This is a genomic window from Sphingopyxis sp. LK2115, assembly GCF_014595975.1.
Lineage (GTDB): Bacteria > Pseudomonadota > Alphaproteobacteria > Sphingomonadales > Sphingomonadaceae > Sphingopyxis.
The window spans coordinates 107,718-127,057 of record NZ_JABWGQ010000042.1 but is presented as its reverse complement, the minus strand read 5'-3'; the positions used below and the strand labels follow the sequence as shown (position 1 = coordinate 127,057).

Genomic DNA, 19,340 nt, shown 5'->3' with positions numbered 1-19,340 from the left:
GCGATGAACCGATAGCGCAGCGACAATCCGGCGCTGTGCGGCGCATCACAAAAGCGAGATTTTGGCTCCGGCGTGGCGCTCGATCCTCCCGGCGAGCTCCAGTTCGAGCAGCACGAGCTGGACCGCCGCAGGATCCTGCCCCGACTGGCGCACCAGTTCGTCGACCGCCACCGGCGTGGGGCCAAGCAGATCGACCAGCGCGCGCCGCTCGCCATCGGCGGGCTCGGCCATCGGCGCCGCAACGAAGGAATGGACCGGTTCGCGGACCATGCGGCGGTCGATCGGCCCCACGGCGTCGAGAATGTCATCGGCCGTCTGAACCAGCGTCGCGCCTTCGCGGATCAGCTGATTGCAACCCTGCGCGCGCGGGTCGAGCGGCGATCCGGGCACCGCCATCACTTCGCGGCCATAATCGCCTGCGCGCCGCGCGGTGATGAGCGAACCCGATTTCGGCGCCGCCTCGATCACCACCGTGCCATGCGCCAGCCCCGCGATAATGCGGTTGCGCGACGGAAAATGACGCGCGAGCGGCTCGGCGCCGGGGGGCTGTTCGGCAATCAGCAGCTGATCGCTCGCGATCTTTTCCTGAAGCGCGGCATTTTCGGGCGGAAAGGCGATGTCGATGCCGCTGGCGATCACGCCCACCGTCGATCCGCCCATCGCGCCGATATGCGCCGCGGTATCGACGCCGCGCGCCAGGCCGCTCACCACGGTCACACCCCGTTCAGCAAGGTCGGCAGCAAGCTGCCGCGCGAAGCGGCAGGCAACCGCCGAAGCGTTGCGGGCGCCGACGATGGCGACGCATGGTCGGCGAAGCATCGCTGTATCGCCGCGCACGACGATGACGGGCGGCGCGCCTTCGACCTCGCGCAGCAGCGGCGAATATTCCTCCTCGTCGCTGAATATATGGCGCGCGCCGAGCGCCGCGACGCGTTCGATCTCGTGCTCCGCGATTTCGGCGGTGGCGATCCGCGCCTTCCCCGCCCCGCCGCGCAGCGCGAGGTCGGGCAGGGCTTCAAGCGCAGCCACGCCCGACCCGAAGCGGAGCATCAGCTGGTGCCAGCTGACCGGGCCGACATGCGGCGTGCGGATCAGTCGCAGCCGCGCCAGCCGCTCGGCGTGCGTCACGCGCGCTCTTTCGCGGCGCCAATGCGCGGTTCGGTCCCGGCGCGCAGCCGGGCGATATTCTCGCGGTGCCGCCACAGCACGATCACCGCAAGTCCCGAAAGGCCGACGGCATAGACGGGATAGCCAAAGGCCAGCGCCGCCAGCGGCGCCGCCACCGCACCCAGCATACCGCCGAGCGACGAGATGCGCAGCAAAAACACCGCGCCGAGCCACACCACCGCAAAGACCAGGCCGATGGCCCAGGCGAGCGCGAGCGCAAGGCCAAGCAGCGTCGCCACGCCCTTGCCGCCGCGAAAGCCGAGCCACACGGGATAACAATGGCCGATCATCGCCGCGGCGCCCGCGATCATCGCGGCATGGTCGCCGAACTCGGGCGCGAAGCAGCGTGCGAGCAGCACCGCCGCCGCGCCCTTGGCGCCGTCGAGCAACAGCGTCGCCGCCGCCAGCCCCTTGCGCCCCGTGCGCAGTACATTGGTCGCGCCGATATTGCCCGACCCGATCCGCCGCAGATCGCCGGCGCCGAACATGCGCGTCAGCAACACGCCGAACGGGATGGAGCCGAGCAGATAACCGCCAGCGATCAACAGATAGATGATCATCACACTCCCCGCTTCCTTCGCCTTCCCCTTTTGGCGGGGTTGGCGGGAGCAATCAACGGGTTCGGGACGATCCATTGGCGAAATGGACAAAATCGTGACCCCCGCGCAGCGGGGCACCGTCGGTTCGTCGAGCGGGGCAGGATAAGGCCGATTGCGCCCCCGCCAGCGCGGGTGCGACAGTGTTGAGCCGCGCCCATGCTCCTGCTAACGCCGCGCCATGCATCCACCCGCCCCCGACGCGCCGATCCTTTTCTTCGACAGCGGCCTCGGCGGGCTGACCGTGCTTGGCCCGACACGCGCGCTGTTGCCGACTGCGCCGATTGTCTATGCCGCCGATTATGCCGGTCTGCCCTATGGCAGGAAAAGCGACGACGAGCTGGCCGCGCGCGTTCCCGCCTTGCTGGGGCGGCTCGTCGAACGTTACCAGCCGCGGCTCGCGGTCATTGCGTGCAATACCGCCTCGACGATCGCGCTCGGCCATGTCCGCGCCGCGCTCGACCTGCCGATCGTCGGCACCGTGCCCGCAATCAAGCCCGCCGCCGCAATGACCCGGACCGGCGTCATCGGCGTGCTCGGCACCGAGGCGACGGTGCGCCAGCCCTATGTCGACGATCTGAGTGCGCGCTTCGCCGGTGACAGGACCGTGCTGCGCCACGGCAGCCCCGGCCTTGTCACCGGCGCCGAGGCGAAGCTGCGCGGCGAGGCGGTCGACCCGGAGGTCATCGTCCGCGCGGTCGCCGGACTTCGCGAACAGCCACGCGGCGAGGCGCTCGATGTCGTCGTGCTCGCCTGCACCCATTTCCCGCTGCTGAAGACCGAATTGCAGGCGGGTTTCGGCCCCGACGTCGCGCTGATCGATGGAGCGGAGGGGATAGCGCGGCGCATTGCGCATCTGACCGCGGGACAGGCCTGGCCCGATATCGCGGCGCCCGGCGTCGCCGTTTTCACACGCGGCGACGACCGCCAACCGCCGCCGATTTCCGCGCTTTTGCCCTATGGCATCGCTTCGATCGAGACGATCTGATCGGACGTTTTGTCACGGATCTGCGAATCGTTCGCACTGGCCTTTGACGCTTTTCGGCGTTATTGGCCCGCATGTTAACGGCCGCCGGGGGAGCGGCGTCCAGAGCTTGACTGGCACCTGACTGCGGGGCTGAAACGTGAATTACAACGACATTTTCGCTCGCGCGATCGACCGGCTGCACGAAGAGGGACGCTACCGCGTCTTCATCGACATTTTGCGGAACAAGGGCGCATTTCCCAACGCGCGTTGTTTCGCCGGGCACAATGGGCCGAAGCCGATCACCGTCTGGTGCTCCAACGACTATCTTGCGATGGGCCAGCATCCCAAGGTCGTCGAAGCGATGGAAGCGGCGCTGCACGATGTCGGCGCCGGATCGGGCGGCACGCGCAACATCGGCGGCAACACCCATTATCATGTCGAGCTGGAGGCCGAACTCGCCGACCTGCACGGCAAGGAAGGCGCGCTGCTTTTTACCTCGGGCTATATCTCGAACGAGGCGACGCTCGGCACGCTCGGCAAGCTGCTCCCCAATTGCATCATCTATTCGGACGAACTGAACCACGCCTCGATGATCGCGGGCATCCGCAATTCGGGCTGCGAAAAGCGCGTTTGGCGCCACAACGACCTTGCGCATCTGGAAGAACTGCTCGCCGCCGACGATCCCGAAGCCGCGAAGCTGATCGCCTTTGAAAGCGTCTATTCGATGGACGGCGACGTCGCGCCGATCCACGCGATCTGCGACCTCGCGGAAAAATATAATGCGCTCACCTATTGCGATGAAGTCCATGCCGTCGGCATGTACGGCCCGCGCGGCGGCGGCATCACCGACCGCGACGAAGCCGCGCACCGCGTGACGATCATCGAAGGCACGCTGGGCAAGGCGTTCGGCGTGATGGGCGGCTATATCGCCGCCGACAAGAATATCATCGACGTGATCCGGTCCTATGCGCCTGGCTTTATCTTCACGACCAGCCTGTCGCCGGTGCTCGTCGCGGGCGTGCTCGCCAGCGTGCGTCACCTGAAATCGTCGAACGTCGAGCGCGAGGCGCAGCAGGCCGCCGCCGCCTATCTCAAGCAATGTTTCCGCGACGCCGGGTTGCCGGTGATGGATTCGACGACGCACATCGTTCCGCTGATGGTCGGCGATCCGGTGCGCGCAAAGAAGATCAGCGACATCTTGCTTGCCGAATACGGCGTCTATGTGCAGCCGATCAATTTCCCGACCGTGCCGCGCGGCACCGAACGCCTGCGCTTTACCCCCGGCCCCGCGCACGACGAAGCGATGATGCGCGAACTGACCAGCGCGCTTGTCGAAATCTGGGACCGGCTGGAATTGCAGCTTCAGAAGGCGGCGTGACGATCACGCCGGGTTTTGATGAGGTCGTCGTCGGACGCCGCTCGATCCGCGGCTTCCTCGACAAACCCGTTCCCAAAGCGCTGATCGCCGAAATCATCGCGGTGGCGATGCGTGCGCCGTCGTCGTTCAACAATCAGTGCTGGAACTTCTCGGTCGTGACCGGTGCGCCGCTCGACGCGATCCGCCGCGGCAATACCGAGGGCATATTGGCGGGCAAGCCCGACAGCCGCGAGTTTCGCCGGTTCGACAAGGTGCCCGATGCCCATCGCGGCCGCCAGATCGAGATCGCCAAGCAATTGTTCGGCGCAATGGGCATCGAACGCGATGACAAGGACGCACGGCAGGACTGGGTGCTGCGCGGCTTTCGGCAGTTCGATGCGCCGGTCAGCATCGTCGTCACCTATGATCGCGTGCTGCTCGGCAGCGACATCGCGCCGTTCGATTGCGGCGCGGTGACCAATGCGCTCGTCAACGCTGCCTGGTCGCGCGGGCTCGGCTGCGTGATCAACAGCCAGGGGATCATGCAAAGCCCGGTGGTGCGCGAACATGCGCGCATCCCCGACGATCAGGTCATCATGATCTGCGTCGCGATGGGTTGGCCCGACGCCGATTTTCCGGCGAACGCAGTGGTGTCGAACCGCAAGAGCGTCGACGAAGCCGTGCGTTTCGTCGGGTTCGACGATTGACCGGCAGCAGCGGTTGACGCTTGTGCGAATCCCGGCGGGCGCTAGGCTTGTCGGCGGCTCCCGCTCTCCTCGCACAAAGGTTTTGCATGGCCGTTCAACGCTATAGCTATACCGCGATCACGCTCCATTGGCTGATCGCGCTGCTGCTCGCCTTTCAGATCGCGCTCGGTTGGGCGCTCGAAGGCGATAACAGCCCTGAACTGTTCGCGCGTTTCCAGCTTCACAAGTCGGTCGGCATCGCGATCCTGCTGCTCAGCCTCGCCCGCCTCGCCGCGCGCATCGTCATGCCGCGCCCGCCCGTGTCCGGCGGCCCCGCGTGGACGCGCGCGCTCGCGGTTCTGGTCCACAGCCTTTTCTATGGCGTGATGATCCTTGGCCCGATCACCGGCTGGCTTCTTGTGTCGACGGCAAAGGTTCAGGTGCCGACCTTGCTGTTCGGCATCATCCCCTGGCCGCATCTTCCCGTCGGCCGCGGCTGGCATGAACCCGCCGAAGTGGTCCACGAAGCGATGGCGTGGCTGGCAATCGTCCTGTTCCTGCTGCATGTCGCGGGCGCGCTCCGCCATCAATGGCTGCTCGGCAAGCCAGAGCTTCAGCGGATGATCCCGTCAGCGCGCGGCAAGGCCGTTGGCGCGACCCTGATCGCCCTGGCGCTCGTCGGTGGCGCCTTTGCCGCAGGCTCGATGGTCTATCCCGACCGCGAGCGGGCCGCTTCCGGTGAACAGGCTGTGCCGAATGCGGCGCAAACCGCCGCCGTCGCCACTTCCGCGCCGGTTGAGGCGGAAAAGGCGGATACGGACGAAACCGCCGAAGGCGAGCCCACTTCCGAGTCCGTTGAGACGGCAGAACCGCTCGCCGACTGGACGGTGGCACCGGGCGGGCGCCTTGGCTTCACCGCGCGCTGGAATGGCGAGGCGGTCGAGGGACGTTTCGATCGCTGGCGCGCCGATATCCGGTTCAGCCCGGACCAGCTCGCCGCGTCGCGCATCAAGGTGACGGTAGACCTCGCCTCGGCCGATACCGGCGACGGGCAGCGCGACGATTCGCTGAAAAGTAGCGACTTCTTCGATACCGCCGCATATCCGAGCGCGACCTTCATCGCGCGCGACATCCGGCACCTGGATGGCGACCGCTATGAAGCGCGCGGCACGCTGAACCTGCGCGGCGCCGCCAAAGCTGCGACTTTGCGCTTCACGCTGCGGATCGAAGGCGACCGCGCGCGCGTGGGCGGCACGGCGCGGATCGACCGCACGGCATTCGGGGTCGGCCAGGGCGAATGGGCAGCGACCGACGCGATTGCGGCCGAGGTCGATGTCGCCTTTGCCTTCACCGCAACGCGCCCCGCGCGCTGATCCCAGCCGGGTATCAGCCGCGCGCGATTCCGCCGCGGATCGCATAACCGCGGTAGAGGCTGCGGCAATGGCCCGCGCTGCCCATTTCCTTGGCAAGCCCTGCGATCATCGGCGCCAACTCGGCGCGCGGGACGACATGGAACTGTGCGAGCCAGCCGAACAGCGCGCGGCGCCAGACGCGCGGCAGGCAATCCTGCTGCCCGAAATCGACGACCTCCAGCCGCCCGCCCGGTGCGAGGCAGCTTGCCGCATGGACCAGCGCCGTTTTCCAGTCGGGGATCATGGACAGCGCGTAGCTGATGAACACGCGGTCGAAGGCGGCGCGACCAAACAGCGTCAGGGGATCGAAATCGCAGGCATCGCCGCGGGCCAGAACCGCGTCGATGCCCGCCCTGCGGAGCGACGTCCGCGCTGTTGCCAGCATCGCGTCCGAAATATCGACGCCGAACAATCGGGCCTCCGGCCACGCCTTACCGACTGCAACCAGATTGCGCCCCGTGCCGCAGCCGATTTCGAGCACCGAGCCGCCGCGCGGCGGCGCCAGTTCGGCGATCAGGCCGTCGCGGCCGAGCAGATAATATTTGCGCGTGAGGTCATAGATGTGCCGCTGCGTGCGATAGACGCGGTCCATCAATTCGCCATGCGCCGCGGTCATGCGCCCGCGCCCTTCAGCACATAGAGATGCACGCCGCCATAGATCGCCGAACGGTCGCGGCGCGTGTAGTCGCGCGATGCGTCTTCGCGATACTCCCAGCGGTCGAGCAGGTCGGCGGGGAGTCGCCCCGGCAGCAGCGACGGTTCGGCGGCGGTGCGGAACAGCACGCGCGCGCCGGGCCGCGCGGTGCGCGTGACCTCGGCCCAAAGCGCGATGAGCTGCGCATCGCTCATCCAGTCCTGCGCGTCGAGGAAGATATAGCGGTCGAAGCTGGCCGCATCGGCGGCGGCCAGCATGTCGGTCATGTTCGCGTGCAGCATCGTCACCCGCCCGGCGCGCGCCTTGACCGCGGCATAATTTCCCGACTGAAGATAAGGCGGCAGCGACACCGACACGCCCTTGCCATAACCGCGCCCGAACGCCTGCCACGCGAAATAATTGTCCTTGAGCGGAAAGTCGCACGCCAGCCTTTCGAGCCGCGCGCGCAGCACGTCGGCCATCGGCCTGCCGCCCGCCAGCGCATCATATTGCGCGGGCGGGATGCCGAGACCGAAGAGCGACGAGCGCTGGTCGGTGACCCAGCGAATGAGTTTGCGGTCAAAGAAGGGCGCGAATTTGGCGTCGAATATCGCGCGCTGTTCCTCGATACCCCGCGCTTCCAGGAACGCGCGCGGATCGACGCGGTGCAGCCGCGCGACGAGGTGCGCGAGGCCGATGAAATGGCCGAGCAGGCCGCGCTTGTAAAGCCCATGCGCGAAACCGTTGATGCGGCGGCGTCCCACCAGGTCGCGCCCTTCCCAGTATCGGCGGCTCGTCTCGTCGAGGTGCGGGCGCACGAAGGCGCGATAATCGGCGATGTTCGCCGCGCTGTCGGCATCGGCGAAGAAGCGGCGGAAGCTCGGATAATCGGGCAGCCGCTCGATCGCGACGCGCTTCAGATGATTGAGCGCGACATGCGCGGTGTTGAGGTCGACCGCGACAATCTCTGCGGGATCAGCGATAAGATAGGAAAAGACGTTGCAGCCGCCGCTCGCGATCGTGGCGATGCGGTGGCCCCGCTCGATCGCCAGCGCGTCCATATCGACCACCGGATCTTCCCAGATCTGCGCATAGACAAGGCCTTTGAACGCGAGCGCAAAGGCACGGTCGAGCAGGCGCTGATTCTGTTCGGCGTCGGTGCGGACGACTGCGGCGGCGATTTTCCTGTTGGGCTGGCTGGCCATGCTGTGCGACTCCCGGAACGGATTATTCCGGGGCTGCGCATGACAGCCATTGTTGCGATTCGCGCGACGGTTCGATGACAGATCGGCGACAGATGCGGAAAATCGCATCGTCATTCCGGCGAACGCCGGAACCTCGTCCATGCGCTTTACGTCAGGGTCGAGACCCCGGCCTCCACAGGGATGACGAACCGCGACAGGTCAGTCGCGGCAGTATCCCTCACCGGCTTTCACCATCAGGCATTCGGTTTTGCCCGCAAGATATTTGAGCCCCGTCTCATCGCCGCTGGCACGGCGCAGGGTCAGGGCGTCACCGCCGCGCGTGAACTGGATTCCATGTTCGCTGTCGGTGCCGTCATAGCTGCCCCTGGTGTCGAGGTCCGATTGCATCTCCAGCCTGTATTGGCCGGGTTCGGCAGGCGTGATCGTCACATACATGCCTTCGACTCCGGTCCACTTGCCCGCCCAGCTCGCGAAGCGGTGCGACGCGGCGGCCTCCGCTTCCTCCGCCGGGACCGTTTCGACCGGCACTGTTTCGGTCGTCGTCTCGGCCGGCGTCGGCGCCTCGGCCTTCCCGCATCCGGTCAGCAGGATCGCGGCGGCAGCGGCCGCCATGGTCAGACTCTTGTGCATCGCCTCTCTCCCTTTGCCTGCAAACGTCCTATGCGCGGGAAGTTTCCTGTTCGCTGATGATTTCGGCGAATTTCAGGGGATCGACATTGCCGCCCGACAGGGTGACGAGCGTCGCGTCGGTCGGTGTCACCTTGCCCGCCAGCACCGCCGCCAGCGCCGCCGCGCCGCCGGGTTCGAGGACGAGGTGCAGTTTCTCGAAGGCAAGCCGCATCGCGTCGCGCACTTCGCTGCGCGTCACCACGACGCCGCGCACGCCGCGCGCGCGGAGCACCGCAAAATTGATCGGTCGGGTTTCCGGCGTCTGGAGCGCGTCGCATTCGGTGGGAAAGGCCAGATCGTCAACGCTCAATATCTCGCCCGCCGCCAGGCTGCGTGTGACATCGTCCCAGCCTTCCGGTTCGACCGCGATCAGCTCCGCGTCGGGGCAGGCGAGCGCGAGGCCCGCCGAAAGCCCGCCGCCGCCACAGCAGGCGACGATCCGGTCGGGCCCCTCGATTCCGCGCGCGCGCATCTGCGCCGTCGCCTCGATCCCCGCGCTTCCCTGCCCTTCGATGATCCACGGATCGCCATAGGCATGAACGAGCGTGCCGCCGCGTTCTTCGAGCAGCTTCGCCGCGACCGCGTCGCGCGATTCCGTCACCCGGTCATAGAGCACAACCTCGGCGCCGAGGCGCCGCGTCGCCGCAAGCTTCATCGCAGGGGCATTGCCTGGCATCACGATCGTTGCCCTGATGCCAAGGCGCCTCGCCGCCCAGGCCACCCCCTGCGCATGGTTGCCGCTCGACACGCCGACCACGCCCGCCGCGGCCTGTTCCGCCGTCAGGTCGGTCAATCGGTGCCAGGCACCGCGAATCTTGAACGCGCCGACGGGCTGGAGCGATTCGGCCTTGCACCAGATGGTGCGGCCATCGACCTCTAGCGGCAGCAGCGGCGTTTGCGGGAGCAAGGCCGCGACTTTCGCGGCCGCGCGCTCGACGCCTGCCAGCGTGGGCGCACGGTTCGGATCGACAAGGGCTTCGGGGCTTTGCTGTGTCATGGCTTCGTCCTATAGGGCCGGGCATACAAGACAAGGCGGCAACGTGCCGCGACAGGAGATTTTTCGATGAGCAAGGTTCTTGTGATCGGCGCGGGCGGCGTCGGTTCGGTCGCAGTGCACAAGATGGCGATGAACCCCGACATCTTTCCCGACATCACGCTGGCCAGCCGCCGCAAGTTCAAATGCGACGCGATCGCCGAGTCGGTGAAGGCGCGGACCGGCGTGACGATCAAGACCGCCGAGGTCGACGCCGATCATATCGACGCGACCGCAGCGCTGATCCGCCAGATCGGCGCGACCCATGTCGTGAACCTGGCGCTTCCCTATCAGGATCTGACGATCATGGAGGCGTGCCTGTCGACCGGCGCGCATTATCTCGACACCGCCAATTACGAACCGCGCGACGAGGCGAAGTTCGAATATCACTGGCAATGGGCCTATCACGACCGCTTCAGGGATGCCGGTCTGATGGCGCTGCTCGGCTCGGGTTTCGACCCCGGCGTGACGAGCGTGTTCACGACGTGGCTCAAAAAGCATCATTTCGAGCGTATCGACACGCTCGACATCCTCGACTGTAACGGCGGCGATCATGGCCAGCATTTCGCGACCAATTTCAATCCCGAAATCAACATTCGCGAAGTCACCGCCGTCGCGCGCCACTGGGAAAATGGCGACTGGGTCGAAACGCCGCCCATGTCGGTGAAGCAGTCGTTCGATTTCGAGGGTGTGGGGCCGAAGAATATGTACCTCATGTATCATGAGGAGATCGAAAGCCTGAAAACCCACCTGCCCGAAATCAAGCGGATCCGGTTCTGGATGACCTTTGGCGATGCCTATATCCAGCACCTCACCGTGCTCCAGAATGTCGGCATGACGCGCATCGACCCGGTGATGTACGAGGGCAGGGAAATCATTCCGCTGCAATTCCTGAAAGCCGTGCTCCCCGAACCGTCGAGCCTGGGCGAAACGACCAAGGGCAAGACCAACATCGGCGTCATCGCGACCGGAACTGCCAAGGACGGGACGGAAAAGACGCTCTATCTCTATAACATCTGCGACCATGAGGACGCCTATGCCGAAACCGGCAACCAGGCGGTCAGCTACACCACCGGCGTCCCCGCGATGATCGGCACCGCGATGATGGTGACGGGCACATGGGACGGCGACGGCGTGTTCAACATGGAACAGATGGACCCCGATCCCTTCATGGACATGCTGATGAAGCACGGTCTGCCGTGGCAGGTGAAGGAACTGGACGCACCACTGGACTTCTAGGCCAATTGCGCCGCTGCGAAATCCGCGGTTCGTCGCCGCGCTTGTCGTCATTCCGCCTGGTGCGTCGACGAGCGATAGCCCAGGCGGCGACCCTGCCTTCGCGGACGCACGAAATACAGGATTGCGAACAGCCATGACCGCCTATCTCATGCCGATCGGCCTCTTGTTCCTGTCCAACATTTTCATGACGTTCGCCTGGTATGGGCATCTCGGTGACATGTCGCGGCCTTTATGGCTGGCCATTCTGATCGCGTGGGGCATCGCCTTTTTCGAATATTGCCTGGCCGTCCCGGCAAACCGCATCGGCTATGGCGTCTACACTGCCGCCGAACTCAAGACCTTGCAGGAAGTCATCACGCTCATCATATTTGCCGGGTTCGCGGTCTTCTGGCTCGGTGAGAGGCTGACCGTGAACCATCTCGTCGGTTTCGGACTGATTGCGACGGGGGCGTTTTTCATCTTCAAGGGCCCGATTGCGGTCTGACAGAAAGCCAATAGCGACATGGAAACCCGTGCCGGCGACCCCGGAGCCTTTGCCCGCTTCGACCTGAACCGCGTGACCTCGCCCGCCTTCGTCGTCGATGCGGCAAAGATTCGCGCGAACCTCGCGCTGCTGCGTCATATCGGCGATGCATCGGGCGCGCGCGTGCTTGCGGCGCTCAAGGCCTTTTCGATGTGGTCGCTTGGCACTACGGTTGCCGAATATCTGGATGGCGTCTGCGCGTCCGGACTTTATGAAGCCAAACTCGGCCGCGCCGAATATGGCGGAGAGGTCGCAACTTATTGCGCGGGTTACAAGGAAGCCGACCTGCCCGAAATCGCGGCGCTATCCGATCACCTGATCTTCAACTCGCCCGGCCAGATCGCGCGCTTCCGCCCGCTGCTCGACGAATTGCGCGCCAAGGGCGACCGCTTCGACATCGGCCTGCGCATCAATCCGATGCACAGCGAAGGCGAGGTCCCCAAATATGACCCTGCCGCGCCGTGCAGTCGCCTAGGCTTTCCGATCACGCAATTGCTGCCCGAACATATGGATGGCGTCGACGGCGTGCATATGCACAGCCTGTGTGAACAGGATTTCCCGCCGCTCGAACGCACATGGAATGCGGTCCATCCGATGTTGCGGCCGTTTTTCGGCCAGATCAAATGGATCAATTTCGGTGGCGGCCACCATGTCACGCGCGCCGATTATCAGGTCGACGACCTGATCGCATTTCTGAAACAGGTGCGCGCCGCCACCGATTGCGACGTGATGATCGAACCCGGCGAGGCAATCGCGCTCGATGCAGGCATCCTGGTGGGTGAGATTCTCGACCTGTTCGACAATGGCATGCCGATCGGCATCACCGACATTTCGGCAACCTGCCACATGCCCGACGTGATCGAGGCGCCCTATCGCCCCGCGATGCTCGATGAAGGCAGCGAAGGGTTGCCGGTGCGGCTCGGCGGTCCCTCGTGCCTCGCGGGCGACGTCATCGGCGATTACCGCCTCCCCGGCGGCGCCCGCATCGGCCAGCGCTTCGCCTTTCTCGACCAGGCGCATTATTCGATGGTCAAGACGAACACATTCAACGGCGTTCCGCTGCCGTCCATCTGGCTGTGGGACAGCGACACCGACGATCTCAAGCTGATCCGCGAATTCGGTTACGAGGATTTCAAGACGCGGCTTGGCTGAGCCATCGGACGCTCTTCGCTGACGAACGCGCGCTCCTGCCCGGCTCGGCGCACCGCCGCGCCGCTTCGCCCCGACTGTTACCGCCGCGTTACGAAATTGCGCAGAGAGGTCTTTACAGGGGAGACCCCCCGCCATATATGCGCTCCCCGCTGCCCCAGGGGGACTTCCAATAACCGCAAGGCAGCCTTGGATGTTTCACTTTACCTTTGGGGGTCCCTTGCGTTGCACCAGCATCATAGCGCCCACGGGCTGATTCAGGCACTTTCGCCGGTCGAACCTGTCACGCTCGTCCGCCCGCACGCCGCGCGGCGCGCGGCGCGATTCTTCATCGAGCGATTTCCCGGCACGACCATGTATGCGGTCAAGGCGAATCCGTCGCCCGACCTGCTGCGCGTGCTGTGGGATTCGGGTATCACCCATTATGACGTCGCCTCGATCGCCGAGGTGCGGCTGGTCGCGCGCACGCTGCCGGGGGCGACGCTTTGCTTCATGCACCCCGTCAAGGCCGAAGAAGCGATTTCCGAGGCCTATTGGAAGCATGGCGTGCGCACCTTCTCGCTCGACACCATGGACGAGCTCGAAAAGATCGTTCGCGCGACCGAAGGCGCGCAGGATCTGAACCTGCTCGTGCGGCTGCGCGTCTCGTCCGATCATTCAAAGCTCAGCCTCGCCGCCAAGTTCGGCGCCGAGCCTGAAGAGGTCGCCGAACTGCTGATGGCGACGCGGCAGGTCGCCGACGCGCTCGGTATCTGCTTCCACGTCGGCAGCCAGGCAATGACGCCGCACGCCTATGCGCAGGCGATGGAGCGTGTCCGCGCCGCGATCGTCGCGGCGTCGGTCACCGTCGACATCATCGACGTCGGGGGCGGCTTTCCGTCCTCCTATCCGGGCATGGAGCCGCCGCCGCTCGATGCCTATTTCGACACGATCCACCGCAGCTTCGAAAGCCTGCCGATCAGCTATTCGGCGGAGCTTTGGTGCGAGCCGGGCCGCGCGCTGTCGGCCGAATACAGCTCGCTGATCGTCCGCGTCGAAAAGCGCCGCGGCGAGGAACTGTATATCAACGACGGCGCCTATGGCGCGCTGTTCGACGCCGCGCACGTCGGCTGGCGCTTCCCGGTGTCGCTGCGACGCGACGCCGAAAGCGACGCCGAACTGGTGCCGTTCAGCTTCTATGGCCCGACCTGCGACGACCTCGACCATATGGCGGGGCCGTTCTTCCTGCCGGCCGACATCAAGGCGGGCGATTTCATCGAAATCGGCATGCTCGGCGCCTATGGCTGCGCGATGCGGACGAAGTTCAACGGCTTCGGCGCCGACGAAACCCATGTCGTCAGCGACGAACCGATGACCAGCCTCTATACCGGCGAAGTCGAACAGGAACGCCGCAGCGCAACGGTGACAAAGCTGTTCTGATCGTCGCTGCGCGGCGACCGGCTTACATCGCGGCGATCCGGGGGATGACGTAGTCGGCGTCGCGCCCGACGCCGCGCAATGTCGCCGAAGCGAAGCCGTTTTGGCCCGAAAGCCCGACAAAGCCGAGCCCGCGGACGGCGGTCGATACGCCGCGGCGGTGGTGCGGATGGCCGTGCGCGTTAAGCGCGCCGGACGGGCGCAGGAAGGTCATCGCGTGGCGAAATCCGGTTGCGAAAATGACCTGGTCGACCCGCTCCTCGGTGCCATCGGGCCAGATAACCCCGTCGGCGCTGAAGGCACGGAACATCTTTCGCGTCGCGGGACGATCGGCCCGCAACGCGGCCTTGTAACGCCCGTCGTCGACGATCGGGACGCCATGGTCGGAAAACAGGTTGAGATCGTTCAGGCGCAGCTTGTCGAACCACCAATGGACGTCGCGGCCCAGCATCCGTTGCGGCAGAAAGCGAATGCGCTCGCGGACCGCCAACGTAACGTCGGCATGACTGGCCAGCTCGACCGCGATCTGCACCGCCGAATTGCCAGCCCCCACGACGATCACGCGCTGGCCGCTAAAGCCGCCGGGGCTGCGATAAGCCGACGAATGCAGGACACGGCCGCGAAAGTCGTCCTGCCCCGCCAGCGTCGGCATATTCGGTGTCCCAAAGGCACCCGATGCGACCACCAGTTTCCGCGCGCTGATGACCTGCCCGCCGCCGATGTCGGCCGAAAAGCCGCCAGTATCGCGCGTCACCGCCGCGACGCGCGTTGCCAGCCGCACGGGAAAGGCGAAATGATCGGCATAGCGTTGCAGATAATCGACAACATCGTCGCGCCGTGGATAGGCATAGGGCGCACCCGGCATCGCCATGTCGGGCAGCGACGAATAGCGCACCGGCGAGAATAGCTCGAGGCTGTCATAATAGTGCCGCCACGATCCGCCGACCGAAGGTGCGGCATCGACCAGCAGGAAATCGGCGCGCGACAGCTGCAGGCGCCGCGCCGCAGCGAGCCCCGCCTGCCCGGCGCCGATCACCAGAAAATCGACGTCGCTCATGCGTTGGCCCGCTCGGCAAAACCATGCCGCAACCGGTCATCGCCGTCGGCGAACTCGGGAACATTGAGCCACAGCCGCAGCAGGTGCCTTTTTTCGTCGGGCGCGTCCCAATCCTCATAATCGGTGCGCGCATGCAGCACGACCGAGTTTTTGAGGAACTGCATGTCGCCCTCCTGAAAATTCATGTCGAGCGCCATGCCGGGTTCGAACGGCAGCCATTCGAGCAGGTCGAGCAGGCTCTGCCCGTCGTCGCTGAGCGCCGCGATGTCGGGAAAATCCTCGGCGGCATTGCGGATATACCAGGTTAGCAGCATCATCCGGAAAATCCCGCCTGCGCGACTGACGATCGGATAACGAAAGGTCTTGGGACCACCCGGCCCCAGCTGGCCGTGCGCGTGATGGTGAAATTCGCGCTCCATCAACGGAGCAAGCTCCGGGCGCCGTGCGACGACCTGATTATACACCTCGACCGACGAACAGATGCGGCTGACCCCGCCCGCCCGCGCGCCGCGCAGGCAGAGCAAGCCGATGATGTCAGCGCCGTCGGTGTGAAAGGCCAGCTCGGCCCGCGTCTTGTACAGCCGGACATTGTGATCGCTGGCCGGTGCGCCGGTGTCGCGGATATCGACCAGCATCTCGCCCGCCGGATTCTGCGCGGTCGGCTGGCCGAGATGCAGGCCGATCAGCCAATAGGCCGCCGCCGCGACCTCGCGCCCGATGCGCCGGACCGGAAGCCCGCGGATCAGCACCATCCCGTGGCCGCCGTCGATCCGGGCGCGCCAATCGTCCAGCGCCGCCTGCAGTCCGGTGAGGGGATATTCATCGCGCCCCAGCCGGGTCAGCGGCACGCCCGCCGCGACTGCGGATTGAGCCGCCGTCACGATGGCGGTGATTTCAGTGTCATCCAACAGGTAGAGCCACTGTTCGGGTCGACCTTGCAGATGCTCGCCCCGCCAGGGTGCGGGAGATTGAACTGTCGACGTCATAGGGCGGTCCTCCATCCACGAAGCAGCGCGCCCTTGCAGCCGAAGCCGAACCAGACCCGCATCACATGATTCGATATTATTAGAAATATCGAATCATGTGATGCGGTCAACATATTTCCATAATTGTCGAAACAACATGGTTCCGCCTTCCCGCTGGCCTCGCAGGGAAAGGCTGCTAGATCTGCGCACAAATGTCCCCCTTTCACCATCTCCTTGCCAACAATCTGGTCGCCAACATCACCAATTTCACGGTGTGGTTCGCGCTGACCTTCTGGACTTTCCTGGAAACCCGGTCGGTGTTCGCGACCGGGATGATCGCGGGCATCTATCTTGTCCTCACCGCGATGCTGGGCATCTGGTTCGGCAGTCTGGTCGATCATCATGGCAAGCGTAATATGATGCTCGTCTCCAGCCTCGCGTCGCTCGCATTCTATGCCGCCGTGCTCGGCGGATATGCGCTCGATCCCGACATCCGCGCTGCAAATATCGCAAGCGTCACTTTCTGGCTCTTCATTCTGCTGACGATGCTCGGCGTGATCGTCGGCAACATCCGGATGATCGCGCTGCCCACGCTCGTGACCCTGCTGGTGCCTGAGGACCGTCGCGACAGGGCGAACGGCCTTGTCGGCATGGTCAGCGGCATCGGCTTCCTCACCACGTCCGCTATCAGCGGTTTTCTGGTCGCGTGGGGCGGTATGGTCGCCACCCTCATCTTTGCGATCATCCTGGCGATCGCGGCTGCGGTCGATCTGCTTTTCATCGGCGTCGACGAGCCGCGCGAGGCCGGGGAACCTGACACGCCGCGCCGCGTCGATCTTGTCGGCACATTGCGCGTTGTCCTGGCCATTCCGGGCCTGATAGCGCTGATCCTGTTCGCCGCGTTCAACAATCTGCTCGGCGGCGTCTTCATGGCGCTGATGGACGCCTATGGCCTGTCGCTGATGAAGGTCGAGGAATGGGGGCTGCTCTGGGCGGTCATATCCTGCGCTTTCATCCTCAGCGGAATGGTGATCGCGCGGACGGGACTCGGCGCCAATCCGGTGCGCACCTTGCTTTTGGTGAACCTGATTGCGTGGACGGTGGCGGTGTTTTTCACCATCCAGTCGTCGATCCTTCTGCTGACCATCGGCTGTTTCATCTGGATGTTCCTTGGTCCCTATGCCGAAGCCGCCGAGCAGACGACGCTGCAAAAAGTCGTGCCGTTCGAACGGCAGGGGCGCGTGTTCGGTTTTGCCCAGTCGGTCGAGCAGGCGGCCTCGCCGCTCACCGCCTTCCTGATCGCGCCGATCACGCAATTCGTTTTTGTGCCGCTGATGACCGACGGTGCCGGGGCCGCAGCGATCGGCGACTGGTACGGACGCGGGCCCGAACGCGGCATCGCGATCGTCTTTTCGATCGCAGGGCTGCTGGGCGTGCTCGCAACGCTCGCCGCTTTTGGGTCAAAATCCTATCGGCGCATTTCGGCGGCCTATGCCGACAGCGCAGGCAGCGGCGCCGCAGCGGCGTCAGCGACCTGAAACACTAACAGAAAAGCCTCTTCCGTTTCACTTTGCAATGCGTCTATCGTGCGCGGCGACCAGAGGGAGGCGCCATGTCCATACTGTCCGGCATTCGTATCATCGACCTGACGACGGTGATCTTCGGTCCCTATGCGACGCAAATGCTCGCCGACCTCGGCGCCGAGGTCATCAAGGTCGAGACGCCGGGCACTGGCGACATCTCGCGCTATCTGGGCAGCGGCATCCCCGATCCGACGATGGGATCGATCCACCTGACCGTGAACCGCGGCAAGCGGTCGATCGCGCTCGACCTGAAAAGGGTCGATGATGCCGCGGTGCTGCGCGATCTGGTCGCCACCGCCGACGTGTTTTTCCACAATATCCGTGGCAAGGCCATCGCCCGGCTGGGGTTTGATTATGCGGCGTGCCGCGCGCTCAAGCCCGACATCATCTATGTCCACGGCACCGGCTTCGGGCAGGACGGCCCCTATGCCGATCTTCAGGCCTATGACGATGTGATCCAGGCGGCGAGCGGCACCACCAGCCTGCTTCCGCGCGTCGATGGCGACCCGCGCCCGCGCTATTTTCCGTCGCTGATCGCCGACAAGATCGCCGGGCAGTTCGGTGCACAGGCGATCCTCGCCGCGCTCGTCCACAAGCTGCGCACGGGCGAGGGGCAGGCGGTCGAAGTGCCGATGTTCGAATGTTTCACCGCCTTCATGCTTACCGAGCATCTGCGCGACGCCGCGCTCGACCCGCCGATCGGCCCCGCAGGCTATCCGCGCCAGCTCGATCCGACGCGCCAGCCTTTTCCGACGCGCGACGGCCATGTCGCGATCGTCCCCTATACGCCCGAATCGACCGCACGACTGATGACGCTGCTGGGCAGCGAGGGCCTGACCGACACGCCAGAGTTCGAGGCGGCGAAGGCCACAGGACGGCATATGTCGATCGTCTATAGCGAAATCGCCCGCAAAACGCCGACAAAGACCACCGCCGAATGGCTGGCGCTCTTCGCCGCGAACGACATCCCCGCGATGGCGGTGCGCGACATCGATGACATCAAGGAGGATCCGCACTTCATCGCGACCGGCTTTTTCCGCCGCCGCACCCATCCCGACGTCGGCGCTTTTCACGAAATGCAGCCGCCCGTCCGCTACGGCGCGATGCCGCCGCGCGACCTGGGCTTTGCCCCGCGGGTCGATGGCGATGGCGAAGCGATCCGCGCCGAACTGTCGCAGGGGCAGGATTGAATTGCATATTGCCGCGCCTTGCCTAGCATCGCGGCCTGATAACTAAGGGGGACGCCATGTCAGACAGTTTACTTGCACCCGGCGCCGTGCTGGCGCTCTGGACGATCATCATGCTCGGCTGGGTCGCAGTGACCCGTTTTACGGCGATGGCCAAGGTCGGCGTCGACATCAAGACCGCGCCGCCGGGCGGGCGCGGCGCCGACCTGGAAAATGTGCTGCCGCCCGAAACCAACTGGAAGTCGCATAATTATACGCATTTGTGCGAACAGCCGACGATCTTTTACGCCGTCCTCATCTTCCTGCACCTGTCCGGCGGCGACACCGATCTGACGCGCGGCCTTGCCTGGGCCTATGTCGTGCTGCGTATCGTCCACAGCCTGTGGCAAGCGACCGTCAACCGCATCCCGGTGCGCTTTACGATCTTCGCGCTTGCGACATTCTGCCTGTTCGCGCTGTCGATTCTCGCGGTCATCGCCACTCTGGGCTGAAGGA

Annotated in this window: 19 protein-coding genes; 11 read left to right on the top strand and 8 right to left on the bottom strand. The window is 65.1% G+C overall.

Annotation, left to right across the window (positions count from 1 at the left end; genetic code table 11):
* Positions 1-45: 45 nt before the first annotated feature.
* Together dprA and plsY are read right to left on the bottom strand one after the other, a co-directional pair.
* Entirely contained in the window at positions 46-1,128 is a 1,083-nt protein-coding gene (gene dprA / locus HUW43_RS08515; RefSeq protein WP_188236999.1) for a DNA-processing protein DprA, read from the bottom strand.
* Positions 1,125-1,727 carry a glycerol-3-phosphate 1-O-acyltransferase PlsY gene (plsY, locus tag HUW43_RS08510; RefSeq protein WP_188237012.1) on the bottom strand — a complete coding sequence of 201 codons (603 nt, stop codon included), beginning with the start codon at positions 1,725-1,727 and terminating at the stop codon, positions 1,125-1,127. The genes dprA and plsY overlap by 4 nt, the downstream gene beginning before the upstream one ends.
* 217 nt (positions 1,728-1,944) lie before the next feature.
* On the opposite strand from plsY, the gene murI reads away from it, so the two are divergent.
* The 4 genes from murI (at position 1,945) to HUW43_RS08490 (ending at position 6,146) form a co-directional block, all read left to right on the top strand.
* Positions 1,945-2,751, top strand: a complete 807-nt coding sequence (gene murI / locus HUW43_RS08505; RefSeq protein ID WP_188236998.1) for a glutamate racemase — start codon at positions 1,945-1,947, stop codon at positions 2,749-2,751.
* A gap of 136 nt (positions 2,752-2,887) precedes the next feature.
* Positions 2,888-4,108 carry a 5-aminolevulinate synthase gene (gene hemA, locus HUW43_RS08500; RefSeq protein ID WP_188236997.1) on the top strand — a complete coding sequence of 407 codons (1,221 nt, stop codon included), beginning with the start codon at positions 2,888-2,890 and terminating at the stop codon, positions 4,106-4,108.
* Positions 4,105-4,794: a nitroreductase gene (locus HUW43_RS08495; protein ID WP_188236996.1), complete on the top strand. Its 690-nt coding sequence runs from the start codon at positions 4,105-4,107 to the stop codon at positions 4,792-4,794. Before hemA ends, HUW43_RS08495 begins: the two co-directional genes overlap by 4 nt.
* Positions 4,795-4,880: 86 nt before the next feature.
* Entirely contained in the window at positions 4,881-6,146 is a 1,266-nt protein-coding gene (locus tag HUW43_RS08490) for a YceI family protein (protein WP_188236995.1), read from the top strand.
* Positions 6,147-6,159: 13 nt separating this feature from the next.
* Here HUW43_RS08490 and HUW43_RS08485 read toward each other — a convergent pair whose 3' ends face one another.
* From HUW43_RS08485 to HUW43_RS08470, 4 genes are all read right to left on the bottom strand, one after another.
* The gene (locus HUW43_RS08485; protein WP_223181384.1) at positions 6,160-6,801 is read right to left on the bottom strand and encodes a class I SAM-dependent methyltransferase; all 642 of its coding nucleotides are present in this window, start codon (positions 6,799-6,801) and stop codon (positions 6,160-6,162) included.
* Positions 6,798-8,024, bottom strand: coding sequence for a DUF3419 family protein (locus HUW43_RS08480; RefSeq protein ID WP_188236994.1), 1,227 nt, complete (start codon positions 8,022-8,024; stop codon positions 6,798-6,800). Before HUW43_RS08480 ends, HUW43_RS08485 begins: the two co-directional genes overlap by 4 nt.
* 198 nt (positions 8,025-8,222) lie before the next feature.
* Complete coding sequence (locus HUW43_RS08475; RefSeq protein WP_188236993.1) at positions 8,223-8,654, bottom strand: hypothetical protein; 432 nt, start codon at positions 8,652-8,654, stop codon at positions 8,223-8,225.
* A gap of 28 nt (positions 8,655-8,682) precedes the next feature.
* On the bottom strand, positions 8,683-9,690 hold the full coding sequence (locus HUW43_RS08470; protein WP_188236992.1) for a threonine/serine dehydratase: 1,008 nt from the start codon (positions 9,688-9,690) through the stop codon (positions 8,683-8,685).
* Positions 9,691-9,756: 66 nt separating this feature from the next.
* On the opposite strand from HUW43_RS08470, the gene HUW43_RS08465 reads away from it, so the two are divergent.
* The 4 genes from HUW43_RS08465 to HUW43_RS08450 all read left to right on the top strand — a co-directional run bounded on the left by HUW43_RS08465 (position 9,757) and on the right by HUW43_RS08450 (position 14,056).
* On the top strand, positions 9,757-10,965 hold the full coding sequence (locus HUW43_RS08465; RefSeq protein WP_188236991.1) for a saccharopine dehydrogenase family protein: 1,209 nt from the start codon (positions 9,757-9,759) through the stop codon (positions 10,963-10,965).
* A 133-nt stretch (positions 10,966-11,098) separates the two neighbouring features.
* The gene (locus HUW43_RS08460) at positions 11,099-11,449 is read left to right on the top strand and encodes a DMT family protein (RefSeq protein WP_188236990.1); all 351 of its coding nucleotides are present in this window, start codon (positions 11,099-11,101) and stop codon (positions 11,447-11,449) included.
* An 18-nt stretch (positions 11,450-11,467) separates the two neighbouring features.
* On the top strand, positions 11,468-12,640 hold the full coding sequence (locus HUW43_RS08455) for a carboxynorspermidine decarboxylase (protein WP_188236989.1): 1,173 nt from the start codon (positions 11,468-11,470) through the stop codon (positions 12,638-12,640).
* A 222-nt stretch (positions 12,641-12,862) separates the two neighbouring features.
* Positions 12,863-14,056 carry a type III PLP-dependent enzyme gene (locus HUW43_RS08450; protein ID WP_188236988.1) on the top strand — a complete coding sequence of 398 codons (1,194 nt, stop codon included), beginning with the start codon at positions 12,863-12,865 and terminating at the stop codon, positions 14,054-14,056.
* Between the two features lie 22 nt (positions 14,057-14,078).
* On the opposite strand, the gene HUW43_RS08445 is transcribed toward HUW43_RS08450, so the two are convergent.
* Together HUW43_RS08445 and HUW43_RS08440 are read right to left on the bottom strand one after the other, a co-directional pair.
* Complete coding sequence (locus HUW43_RS08445; protein WP_188236987.1) at positions 14,079-15,110, bottom strand: NAD(P)-binding domain-containing protein; 1,032 nt, start codon at positions 15,108-15,110, stop codon at positions 14,079-14,081.
* Entirely contained in the window at positions 15,107-16,018 is a 912-nt protein-coding gene (locus tag HUW43_RS08440; protein WP_188236986.1) for a TauD/TfdA family dioxygenase, read from the bottom strand. Before HUW43_RS08440 ends, HUW43_RS08445 begins: the two co-directional genes overlap by 4 nt.
* Positions 16,019-16,287: 269 nt before the next feature.
* On the opposite strand from HUW43_RS08440, the gene HUW43_RS08435 reads away from it, so the two are divergent.
* The 3 genes from HUW43_RS08435 (at position 16,288) to HUW43_RS08425 (ending at position 19,336) form a co-directional block, all read left to right on the top strand.
* Positions 16,288-17,613, top strand: coding sequence for an MFS transporter (locus HUW43_RS08435; RefSeq protein ID WP_188236985.1), 1,326 nt, complete (start codon positions 16,288-16,290; stop codon positions 17,611-17,613).
* A 74-nt stretch (positions 17,614-17,687) separates the two neighbouring features.
* Positions 17,688-18,848 (top strand): CaiB/BaiF CoA transferase family protein, encoded by a 1,161-nt coding sequence (locus tag HUW43_RS08430; RefSeq protein ID WP_188236984.1) that lies wholly within the window; start codon positions 17,688-17,690, stop codon positions 18,846-18,848.
* Between the two features lie 56 nt (positions 18,849-18,904).
* Positions 18,905-19,336, top strand: coding sequence for an MAPEG family protein (locus HUW43_RS08425; protein ID WP_188236983.1), 432 nt, complete (start codon positions 18,905-18,907; stop codon positions 19,334-19,336).
* The last annotated feature ends 4 nt before the right edge of the window (positions 19,337-19,340 follow it).